The 11,048-nt window shown below is 63.8% G+C and carries 8 protein-coding genes and 1 pseudogene; all 9 read right to left on the reverse strand.

Translation table 11 applies throughout. The features are described from left to right. The coding region (gene tssI / locus QMM04_RS17450; protein ID WP_282996618.1) for a type VI secretion system tip protein TssI/VgrG at nt 1-1,475 on the reverse strand (1,475 nt) is incomplete at its 3' end. Nucleotides 1,476-1,491: 16 nt separating this feature from the next. Continuing rightward, nucleotides 1,492-2,949 carry a serine/threonine-protein kinase gene (locus QMM04_RS17455; RefSeq protein WP_238561529.1) on the reverse strand — a complete coding sequence of 486 codons (1,458 nt, stop codon included), beginning with the start codon at nt 2,947-2,949 and terminating at the stop codon, nt 1,492-1,494. A 29-nt stretch (nt 2,950-2,978) separates the two neighbouring features. Further along, the gene (tssH, locus tag QMM04_RS17460) at nt 2,979-5,588 is read right to left on the reverse strand and encodes a type VI secretion system ATPase TssH (protein WP_282996619.1); all 2,610 of its coding nucleotides are present in this window, start codon (nt 5,586-5,588) and stop codon (nt 2,979-2,981) included. Between the two features lie 54 nt (nt 5,589-5,642). Then, nucleotides 5,643-6,689: a type VI secretion system baseplate subunit TssG gene (gene tssG, locus QMM04_RS17465; RefSeq protein WP_058771453.1), complete on the reverse strand. Its 1,047-nt coding sequence runs from the start codon at nt 6,687-6,689 to the stop codon at nt 5,643-5,645. Further along, nucleotides 6,686-8,560 (reverse strand): type VI secretion system baseplate subunit TssF, encoded by a 1,875-nt coding sequence (gene tssF / locus QMM04_RS17470; protein ID WP_058771452.1) that lies wholly within the window; start codon nt 8,558-8,560, stop codon nt 6,686-6,688. Before tssF ends, tssG begins: the two co-directional genes overlap by 4 nt. A 2-nt stretch (nt 8,561-8,562) precedes the next feature. Further along, nucleotides 8,563-9,138: a type VI secretion system baseplate subunit TssE gene (gene tssE / locus QMM04_RS17475; protein WP_021506795.1), complete on the reverse strand. Its 576-nt coding sequence runs from the start codon at nt 9,136-9,138 to the stop codon at nt 8,563-8,565. After that, nucleotides 9,128-9,952 (reverse strand): type VI secretion system accessory protein TagJ, encoded by an 825-nt coding sequence (locus tag QMM04_RS17480; RefSeq protein WP_282996620.1) that lies wholly within the window; start codon nt 9,950-9,952, stop codon nt 9,128-9,130. The genes tssE and QMM04_RS17480 overlap by 11 nt, the downstream gene beginning before the upstream one ends. Nucleotides 9,953-9,968: 16 nt before the next feature. After that, nucleotides 9,969-10,946, reverse strand: a complete 978-nt coding sequence (locus QMM04_RS17485) for a hypothetical protein (protein ID WP_211727500.1) — start codon at nt 10,944-10,946, stop codon at nt 9,969-9,971. 10 nt (nt 10,947-10,956) lie between these two features. Beyond that, nucleotides 10,957-11,048 (reverse strand): annotated as a pseudogene (locus tag QMM04_RS17490) (serine/threonine-protein phosphatase); the annotation flags it as partial.

The raw sequence follows: 11,048 nt of genomic DNA on the forward strand, positions 1-11,048 counted from the left end.
TGCTCCTCGCCCGCCTTGTCCTCGAAGCGCAGCGCGTTTGCCGTGTCCGCCGTGCCGTCCTTCGAACGGCTCAAAAACCCCATCTGCGTCGCCGCCGCCGGCAGCGCCCACGGCGGCATGCTCGCCTCGTTGTACACGCGACCGATGATCAGCGGCCGGTCCGGGTCGCCGTTGATGAAGTCCACCACCACCTCGTCGTTCACCCGCGGGATCTGCACCCCGCCGAACCCCTGGCCCGCCCACGCGCTTGACACCCGCACCCAGCACGAGCTCGTGTCGTCGCCCTTCGCCAGGCGGTCCCAGTGGAACTTCACCTTCACCCGGCCGTAGCGGTCCGTCCAGATTGACTCACCCGCCGGGCCCACCACCTTCGCCGTCTGCGGCCCGTGCGTCTTCGGCCACGCCGTCGCCGGCTCCGCACGGTACGTCACCGACGACGGCAGCACCGTGAACGCGATGTTGTGCCGCGCCCCGCCGCCGCCGCTCGCGTACCCGTTCTCCTCGAAGTCGTACCGCGCCGACGTCACCAGGTACTCTCCGTTGTCGCTGAAGTGCGGCGCGTTCACGATGCCGAACCGGTACCCCGGCGCGATGCCCGTCGCCGTCCCCGTTCCGCTCACGCTGTGGTGCGCCACCTGCCACACCTCCTGACGGATGCGCGTGTAAAACTCCCCGTGGCTGTGGTCGACAAAATGGCCCGGCCAGTCGTACACGTCCACCGCCCCCGGCACCGGCGACACCGGGTTCTGCCGCGCCTGCAGCATCCACGCGTTCGGCTTGCGGAAGTCGTAGTCGTCCGTGCTGTACATCCCCGGCGTCACGCTCTCGCACAGCGACCACTGGCTGATGCCCTCCTCCGTCACGCTCCCGCCCGACGCCGTCACGTGGTACGGTATCGTCTCATAGCCCGCGAACGCCTCGTGCTGGTCCGCCCCGTCGCACAGCACCATCACGTGACGCTCCGCCTCGTGACGGAACCAGTAGTAAATCCCCTCCAGCTCCATCAGCCGGCTGATGAAGTCGAAGCTGCTCTCCTGGTACTGCACGCAGTACTCCCACACCCGGTAGCTGCTGCCCAGCCGCGTCTCCACGTTCACCCCGTTCTCCTGCAGCAGCGTCTGCACTATCTGCGGCACCGTCTGACCCTGAAATATCCGCAGGTTGCGGTCCCGGCGCATCGGCCACAGGTCCGGCTCCACCCGCAGCTGGTACACCGCGTAGCGCGTCCCGCTCAGCTCCTCGCTGCGCACCGCCACCCGCGTGATTTTCCCGTTGAGGTAGCGCGGCGACAGCAGGCTCTGCGTCGGCAGCGTGAACGTGACCGGCTGCCCCAGCAGCGCGTGACGGTCAATGCGCGCATCGGTGGCCAGCAGCTCGGCGTTCAGCTCAAATGACTGCGACAGCGCCTCGGCGCCGGTGAGTTTCCAGAACAGCAGGCCGTCCATCGGCAGCTGCGCGGTGATGCGTGAGAACATAATAAATCCCTGATGATTAACTGTGTGGATCGAGCAACCAGACGCCTTCTTCGCTGATGGTCAGCGTTTGCTCGCGCGTGCCGCCCTGGCCGCTGATGGCAAAGGTATAATTGCCTGGCGCCAGTTGCAGCGCGGCAAAACCGTTGGCGGCAGGCACCAGCGCCTGCGGTTTGCCATTCACCTGGACGCGTTCGCCCTGCTGCAGCTTGATGTAAACCTGCGCTACCGGCTCCGGCGGCGGAGCAGGTTGCGGCTCCGCTTCGCGCGGTTTTTCCGGCGTTACCGCTGCCGTTGCGGCTGGCGCTGACGGCGCTGAAGGTGAAACTGCCGGATCAGCAGCTGGCGCGCTGTTTTGCACCGTCTCTGCCGGCGCCGCAGGCTCATCGCCTCCGGACATCAGCAGCCCCACGCACAATCCCACCAGCACGCCCGCGGCCACCAGCCCCGGCAGCGCAAAGCGATGGCGCAGCAGCGATTTCACCGGCGAAAGCGTTTCGGCTTCGTTCGCCTCTTCCACCGGCACCAGCATGGTGCCCGGTCCGCTGATTTTGGCGCTCAGCAGCGGTTCCGGTTCGCGCTCTGGCAGCGCCATCAGCCCGGCAAAAGCATCAATATCCTGCGGCCGATCTTCCGGTTTGAGCGCCAGCGCGCTGTCTACCGCCGTCAGCAATGCCTGGGAGTAGCCCGGCAGGCGGCGCGCGGCCAGCGGCTGGTAGTTATCTTCGATGCTGCGCACCACGCTCACCGGCGGTGGCGCCCCGGTGATCAGCGTATGCAGCACCGCGCCCAGCGCGTAGATATCCGTCCACGCGCCCTGTTCGCTTTCGTCGTTATCGCTGTATTGCTCGATGGGCGCATAGCCCGGACGCAGCATGGTTTCGCTCTCATCCGAGAGGTTGCCGATGGTTTTACGCGCGGAGCCAAAGTCCAGCAGCACCGGCTCGCCGCTGCTCTGAATCTGGATGTTATCCAGCGAGATATCGCGGTGCAGGTAACCGGCGTCGTGGATGGTTTTGATCGCACCCAGCAGCGGCGGCAGCAGGCGACGAATCCAGGCTTCATCCACCAGCTGCGGATTGCGCTCGCGCAGGTTCGATAAGGTGGTGCCGCTGTAAAACACCGTGCCCATATAAGCGGTGTCGTTCTGCACCCAGAAACGCAGCACGTGCAGCAGATTTGGATGGTTGAAGCGGGCCAGCAGGCGCGCCTCCTGAATAAAGCTGTTCAGCCCGGCATGAAAGGTTTTGCTGAAGCGTTCGCTGCGCAGCACCAGATTCAGATCATCGCTGCGCACCGCCAGCGAAGCCGGCATAAACTCTTTGATGGCGATATCACGCTCCAGCTGATGATCCCAGGCACGATAAACAATGCCAAAGCCGCCACCACCGATCACTTCTTTAATTTCAAACTCATTGAAACGGTAACCCACCGGCAGAGCGTTGGGTACGTTGAGGGGATTATCGTGTTCCGACATTTTCGAAAACTCTCTGATCACTAACGGCTTTAGACATCGAACTGGCAAACAAACTCGCCCTGCTCACAGCGTACCTGCACGCGACGATAGCGTTCATCGCGGGCGTGGGCGCTGAGCAGCATCTGGCTCATCTGCGGCAACAGGGTATTGGTAAGGATGGCGTCGACCATGCGGCCACCGGACTCCACTTCAGTGCAGCGCTGCACGATCTGGCTGATGACCGAATCGTCAATCTGCGCGCTGATGCCGTGGTTGTCGGCGAGGCGCTGAACAATACGGCCCAGCTGCAGCCGGACGATTTCCGCCAGCATCGCGTCGCTCAGCGGGTAATACGGCACCACCAGCAGGCGACCCAGCAGCGCTGGCGGGAAGACCTCCAGCAGCGGTTTGCGCAGTGCGGTGCTCAGCGCTTCCGGATCCGGCATCAGCTCCGGATCGGCACACATCGCACTGATCAGCTGCGTACCGACGTTGGAGGTCAGGATAATGATGGTGTTACGGAAGTCGATGTGGCGCCCTTCGCCATCCTCCATCCAGCCTTTATCGAACACCTGGAAGAACAGCTCGTGCACATCCGGATGCGCCTTCTCAATCTCATCCAGCAGCACCACGCTGTAGGGACGACGCCGCACCGCTTCGGTCAGCACGCCGCCTTCGCCATAGCCCACGTAGCCCGGCGGTGCGCCTTTCAGGGTGGAAACGGTGTGGGCTTCCTGAAACTCGCTCATGTTGATGGTGATGATGTTCTGCTCGCCGCCGTACAGCGACTCGGCCAGCGCCAGCGCGGTTTCGGTTTTGCCGACGCCGGAGGGACCGCACAGCATAAAGACGCCGACCGGTTTGTTCGGATTGTCGAGGCGCGCGCGTGAGGTGCGCACGCGTTTGGCGATCAGATCGAGACCGTGACGCTGGCCAATCACGCGCTGGTTGAGCGTATCGGCGAGATTGAGCACCGCGTCGATTTCGTTTTTCACCATGCGCCCCAGCGGAATCCCGGTCCAGTCTGCGACCACGGCGGCCACCACGCTGGCATCCACGGCGGCAAACAGCAGCGGCGCTTCGCCCTGCAGCTGTTGCAGCTGCTGTTGCGTCGCGTCCAGCTCATCGCGCAGCGCGGCTTCGCCCTCCGTCACGCAGCGCGCCCGCAGCGCAATCAGCTGATCGACCAGTTCACGCTCCTGCTGCCAGCGCTGCTGCAGCGCATCGCGCTCGGTTTCCAGCGTTGCGCGCTGGGCGGCAACCGCCTGCGAACGCGCCGCATCGCCCAGCCCGACTTTGCTTTCGCGCGCAATGATCTCCGCTTCAATCTCCAGCGCGGCCAGACGATGCAGGCAATCTTCCAGTGCCGCAGGCTGTGCGCCCTGGCTCACCGCCACGCGTGCGCAGGCGGTGTCCAGCAGCGCCACCGCTTTGTCCGGCAGCTGGCGCGCCGGAATGTAACGGTGCGACAGCTTCACCGCCGCGCTGACCGCCTCATCCAGCAGCAGTACCTGATGATGCTTCTCCAGCGCGCTGACGGTGCTGCGCAGCATCAGAATCGCTTTGGCTTCATCCGGCTCCTGCACCTGCACGGTCTGGAAACGACGCGTCAGCGCCGGATCTTTCTCAATGTACTTTTTGTATTCGGCCCAGGTGGTGGCACCGATGGTGCGCAGCTGGCCGCGCGCCAGCGCCGGTTTCAGCAGGTTGGCGGCATCGCCGGTGCCCTGCTGGCCGCCGGCACCGACCAGCGTGTGGATTTCGTCGACGAACAGCACAATCGGCGTCGGGCTGGACTGCACTTCATTAATCAGCGCCTGCAGGCGCGCTTCAAATTCGCCTTTCATGCCGGCACCGGCCTGCAGCATGCCGATATCCAGCAGCCACAGCTGCACATCCCGCAGCGGAGCCGGTACGTCGCCTGCGGCAATACGCAGCGCCAGGCCTTCGACCACCGCGGTTTTGCCAACGCCCGCTTCGCCGGTCAGCAGCGGGTTGTTCTGCCGGCGACGCATCAGAATATCCACCATCTGGCGGATCTCTTCATCACGGCCGGTGACCGGATCGATGCGTCCTTCGCGTGCACGCGCGGTGAGATCCTGCGCGTACTGCGCCAGCGTGCTGGTGCTGGCTGCCGGTGCGGCACTCTCCGCGCCCGGCTGTGCCACCAGCGCCTGCTGTGCTTCTTTACTGCTGGCGAGCAGCGTGTCGAACTGCTCCAGCAGCGCATCAGCATTGATACGGCCAAACTGGCCGGAGATGCCTTTCAGCACGCTGGCGAGGTTGAAGGTTTTGAGCATGCCAATCAGCAGATGGCCGCCGCGAATGCGCGTCGCACCGTACTTCAGCGAGGCGTAGACCCAGGCGCGCTCGACGGCGCTGTCGATGTGTTCGGCGAGATCGGAAACCGCGCTCGCACCGCGCGGCAGGCGGTCGAGCGCCGCGACGATATCCCGCGTCAGCGCGTTTTCATCCAGTGAAAAATGGCTGATCACCCGCTGTAAGTCGCCATCCTGCTGCTGCATCAGCTGGTGCAGCCAGTGCACCAGTTCAACATAAGGATTACCGCGCAGTTTACAAAAGGCGGTGGCGCTTTCCAGCGAGGTAAATAACAGCGTATCCAGTTTGCCGAATAACACGGCACGGCTGATTTCTGACATATCGGGTCTCTTTAATGAAAGAAGCAGGCTGTGTAACAGGGAAAAGCGATTGGGCTAGCTTGCGGCTGCCTCAACCTCAAACATGAAATCTTCGCGATCCTGCGGCTGTGGCGCGTGTCCCAGCCAGCTGGTGTAGCCCAGCCGGGCATTGCCTCCCAGCGTGACGCTTTGCACCTCTTCCGCCGCCAGGATCAGGCTGAGGTCCCACTGCATCTCGATGCCGAGATAGTGACGCACCCAGTCGCGCACTTCGCGCGCGCCCGGCGCATCTGGCAGAAAGTGGGCATACTGCTGCGCGCTCAGCGGACCGAGCCGCAGGCGAAAACGGTGCTGCACATCGCGCACCGCCACACCGAGGAACGCCGATTCGCCCAGCCGCGGCATCTGGCGTCCGGCCCCCAGCCGCGCCTGATCGCGCGCGTCCAGCGTCAGCCACTGCGGCACGTTCTGTGCCAGCTGCACCGGTACGCCAAAGTAGTGACGCAGAATGCGTACCAGCCCTTCGGCATCGTGACCGTGGCGGCTGAGGTGGCCGACCAGCATCAGCCGCGCATGCAGGCTAAGCGAACTGGCCTGCTGCTGCGCCGGTAAACCGATGCCAGCCAGACAGGCAAGGTAATCGACAAAGCGGCGGTTATCGGCGCGATCCAGCGAGACGGCCGGCTGCGCATCGGCCCAGGCGCGATAAAACAGCAGCGTGGCGCGATGGTGAAAGATGTCGGCAAACGCCGCCAGGCTGTGATCCTGATGGTGCACGATGCGCTCGTGCACATATTCCGTCAGATGGGTCGGCAGCGGACCGTTGGGGCCAAACAGGCCAAAGCTGTAAATCGCCACGTCATGGCGCGCGTCCTCTGCGCGCGGCTGCACGCTGGCCAGCGTTGCCGGGGCAAACGCCAGCGACGGTTGCTGACCAATGCGCAGCGCTTCGAACTTCGGCAGCGGCGCGCGTCCCAGCGGATAGCGCTGGCCGCCCTGCGCATCCAGCCGGCGCAGCAGCTGAAACAGATCGTAGCGCCACGGTGCCGCCATCACTGCCTGCCAGAAATCGTCCGGCAGCCGCTGGGCGCGCTGCAGCGGAATGATCTGCGCCTCGCTCATAGCAGCGCCTTCCTGCCCATGCGCGGCGGCCAGTAGCCCACCTCGCCGCGCTGCTGGCTGTTGAGAGTGAATTCGGTAAAGCTATTCAGCGCCACCAGCCGGCTGCACACGCGTTCCAGCACGCTGCCGAGCAGCCACGGGCTGGCACCGGAGAACGCCTGTTCGTCGACCTCCAGCGTGATGCTGACGCCGCGCGCAAACACCACCGGGCCCGGTTCCGGCACCCGGCGATTGACCGCGCTGAGCTGGCAGTGGCGGATACCGTCAATCTGGCGCGCCACCGCCGCTTCGGCGAGATTAGCGTACAGGCTCAGCAGCTGGCGCAGCGCGGCAGCGCCCTGACCGTCGCTGCTGTCCATCAGGCTCAGGTAGTTCATCTGCAGGTGGCTGATCAGACGCCACGCGGAGAGCCCTTCGGCCAGCGCCGGACGCGGCGGCGTCGGGCCTTTACACAATTTCAGCTGACCGACCGGGATCGAATCCGGCATCACGAAATTGCCCTGCTCCTGCTGCAACAGCATCAGCGGCAGGTCGCGGCTGGTGCAGAGCACGTCCGCCGACAGGTAGCGCATGTCGTCGCGCCACGGCGTGTGATGCTCATCCACCAGCGACAAAAACACTTCCGAGCCGATATAGCCGGTGCGCGTGCCGTAACGCTGCGCCTGCTCAGACAGCGTGCGCTGCTCACGGCGCAGCGAGAAATAGGCACCGTAATCGCCGTCGTCGCCGCTGAAGGTGCTCCAGAACGGGCGGAATAACTGCTCTTCGCGCTTGCCCTCAACGGTGGCGAACAGCCGCTGCACCGAGTGCACTTCGTAGTCCAGCGGCCGGATATTATCCACCACCAGATGATATTCGTGCTGGCTGTCGCTGACCTTCAGGCGCTCGGCCGTTTTGGGAAACAGGTTGATTACCGGCGTGCAGTGCAGCGCCAGATGGCTGCTGTCCACCACGCTTTCCAGCGCGCTGTCAGCCTTATCCAGCAGGATGATAATGTCGAATTCCTGTGCGTTATCGCAGCGGCGCAGAAACGGTGCCAGCTGGCTCAGGTTGATGAACTGGAAACGTGCCGGAAAGGCAAAATACTCCTGCAGCAGCCGGTAGCCGTCGAAGTTACGCAGATCGTCCGGCAGCAGCGCCTGCTCTGGCGCAAAGCCTTCCTGCTGTAGCGAGTCATCCGGCAGCACCTGGCGCAGCGGTTTCTGTTCGACCGATTGCAGCACGATGCCGACGCGGTGCTGCATCAGCAGCTCCAGCAGTTTCTGCGCCTGAATGTCCGGGCCGCTGAGATACAGCATTAAATCGGCGACATTCAGCTGGCTGAGCGACGAAATGCCTTCGCAGGCGATACGCACGCGCAGCGCGCTGGCGGCACCGCGACCGCTGAGCTTCAGTTCGCCCAGCGGCAGATCGCCCGGCACGCCGCCGAGTGAAACTTCGCTGATGCGCAGCGGATGCAGCGTGACATCATGCGCCGTGGTGTAGCTGCAGGTTACGCCGCTTTTTTTCAGGTGCTGGCTCTCCATCATGGTGCCGCGCGGCACGTGGAAGCCATTGCTGATATCGCCTTTACGGCTGTCCGGCGTGAGCTGTGCAATCGCCATCGACGGCGTAGGTGACAGATAAGACGGCGCAATCATCTCCAGCAGCCGCTGCGAAAAGCGCGGGAACTCGGCGTCCATTTTGAGCTGCACGCGCGACGTGAGGAAAGCAAAGCCCTCCATCAGGCGCTCAACGTAAGGATCGGCGACTTCGATGCCGCGCATCCCCAGCCGCCCGGCGACTTTCGGATAGCGCGCAGCGAACTCCGCGCCCAGCTCACGCAGATAGGCCAGTTCGCGGTTGTAGTAGTCGAGCAGTTTGCTGTCCATGATTAACCTGCATCCAGTAGTTCAAAATGACCGCTTTCCAGATCAACCTGGGTGCGGAACAGAAACTCCAGCGGATAAGGCACGCACCACAGGCGGCCTTTGATCTCAATCGATAACACGTTGTGCAGGCTGAGCGATTTCAGATCGCTGACGCAGCGCACCTGCAGCCCCTGCGGCAGAATGCGCGGCTCAAAGTGCAGAATGGCATCGGTCATTTTGCGCTGCATATCCTGCCATTCGATGTCGGAGATATTCTGTCCGGCCAGCGGCGCCACGCCAAAATTCCACACCGAGCGCTGCACTTCACCAAAGGCGCTGAGATCCTGCTGGGCTTCGTTGTTGATGGTGTTAAACAGCCACTGCAGATCGCGCAGCACGTGGCGGCGCAGCGTGCTGTGGGAAATCAGCGTGGTATTGCTGGCTTCGCTCTGCTTGTCCGGCGCGTTGTCAGTCAGACGATCGAGTAACGAGGATTGCAACTTGTCGCGCGCGGTTAGCGCATCGCGATTTTTACGCGCGCGGAAACCGCCATGCAGCTGGGCATAGCCGTCGTTGTGCGAGCTGTTATCACGGCTCATCGCTGCCGCCTGGCTGGAACGTCAGCTGCTGCAGCGTCAGCAGCGGATACTCGCCGCTGTCGCTCAGCCACAGCTTCTGGCCGTGACCGGTAAACTGGCTGTCATCGTGGCCCAGCGGCTGCCATTCCGTGACGCTGGCGCGCAGGTAGCGCTCATCCGCCCCCGGCAGCAGCGGGTAGCGCACCGGGATCTGGCAAATCTGCTCGCTGCCATCTACCAGCTGCACGCGCGTATGGCGCCAGACCAAATCGGTGACGCTGGCAGGCGCCTGAAATTCCATCTCGCGGATCGCGGCGAACGGAATCCAGTAGTAGCGGCCGTTGGCGATGGCTTCGCACACCGGCCCGAAGCGGCTGTCGCCGTCCATCAGCCACGCGAAGTCTGCCGTCTGTTCCTGCTGTTGCAGCTGACCCGGATTGGCTTCGGCCTGCGCCAGCGCGGCGGCACGTTGCTCCGCACCCAGCGCGAAGTCACCGCGGATGTCGGCGGTCAGCGCAGCCAGCAGGGTTTCACACCACGCCCACGCGCTGCCCGGCAGTTGCGGCTGCGCCGCGCCGCGCAGTACCGCTTCACGCTGCTGCTCACCGGCAATGGCCTGCTGCAGTAAGGTGACGGTCGGCTGCGCCTGGGGCGTCAGCGCCAGCCACGATTGCAGCTGGGTTTGCGCGCGCGTCCAGTTGCCCGCCAGGCACAGCAGCTGCACAAACGCCGCGCGCAGGTCGGCACTGGCCGGGCTGGCCTGAATCTGGCGGGTGATATCGGCGAGGTTATCGGCCAGTGAGGCACTGGCCAGGCGCGATTGTAACGACTCCATGCAAGCTCCTTTTGCGTTAGTTGATGGTGCGGTAAACCGCGGCGGCGGGATCTTTCAGCTCCGGATGCAGCTGCTCTACCAGCTGGACTTTCAGCGGTGCGCTGGCGCTCAGCCACGGCGACCACACTTTGCGTACTTCCTGCAACCGTGCACGCAGCGCGCTCTCATCGGCGGCATCGCTGGCGGGCATCTGCACCACCACCTGATCCGGTGCCTGCCAGCCATTGAACTGGCTGCTGAACGGCAGCACCAGCCAGCTGTCTGGCGACTTCTCGTTGCTCAGCACCATGCGTTCGCTGTTGACGGTAGTGATGCTGAGCTCGGCGCTCTGCTGTTTGTTATTCAGGCCGGCAATCGGGAAGCCCTGCAGGAACGTCACCACCACGCTTTTCGCCGCACCGTTGCCCATCTGCATCAGGCTGCTGCGGCCGCTCAGCCAGCCATCCTGACCGCAGCTCAGACCCTGTTTGGACGGCACGAACAGCGCGCTGGTCTGCGCCGGATGCTGCCACCAGGTGCGGAAGTGACAGCCGTCGAGCAGGCTGAACTGCAGCCACGGCGTGGTATCGGCCTGCGGCGAGTTGAGCACCGGCGCGGCAGGGGCAACCGCAGCGGTCTCTGGCTGCTGCACGGGCGCGGGCGGCGGCGTTACCACCGTTTGCCACTGCTGCGCTTTGGCAGCGCTGCCGCTGGCGATCGGGTTGCCATCATCATCGTTGAGCGCCCAGTTGAGCTGCTGCAGCGCTTTACACTGCGATGCCATCAGCCCGGCGACGCGCGGCAGAAAATCCTCCAGCGCCGCGACGTTTTTCGCGCCGTGGGTGACGATGCGCAGATCAACATTGCGCTTACACCAGCTCGCCAGCTGGTTATCTTTCACGTCATCAATCCAGACATCCAGTTTCTGTGCCGGGGACTGCACGATGCGATAGTTCTCAGCAAATGCGTGCGTGCTGAGCAGCAGCGCAGCCAGACCCAGTAATCCATGTTTCATGTTGGCGTTCTCAATCTCGAAGAGGGAAAAACTGCGCCGCTTCGGACAGCGAGTGCAGTAAGGTGGTGTCCTGCGGTGAGCCAATCCAGACGGCCAGCGCGC

Source organism: Pantoea sp. Pa-EAmG (assembly GCF_030024295.1).
GTDB lineage: Bacteria > Pseudomonadota > Gammaproteobacteria > Enterobacterales > Enterobacteriaceae > Pantoea > Pantoea dispersa.

Coding starts and splice junctions, on each gene's coding strand:
- QMM04_RS17455 (WP_238561529.1), bottom strand. CDS start 2,949: ATGTCGGAACACGATAATCCCCTCAACGTACCCAACGCTCTGCCGGTG.
- tssH (WP_282996619.1), bottom strand. CDS start 5,588: ATGTCAGAAATCAGCCGTGCCGTGTTATTCGGCAAACTGGATACGCTG.
- tssG (WP_058771453.1), bottom strand. CDS start 6,689: ATGAGCGAGGCGCAGATCATTCCGCTGCAGCGCGCCCAGCGGCTGCCG.
- tssF (WP_058771452.1), bottom strand. CDS start 8,560: ATGGACAGCAAACTGCTCGACTACTACAACCGCGAACTGGCCTATCTG.
- tssE (WP_021506795.1), bottom strand. CDS start 9,138: ATGAGCCGTGATAACAGCTCGCACAACGACGGCTATGCCCAGCTGCAT.
- QMM04_RS17480 (WP_282996620.1), bottom strand. CDS start 9,952: ATGGAGTCGTTACAATCGCGCCTGGCCAGTGCCTCACTGGCCGATAAC.
- QMM04_RS17485 (WP_211727500.1), bottom strand. CDS start 10,946: ATGAAACATGGATTACTGGGTCTGGCTGCGCTGCTGCTCAGCACGCAC.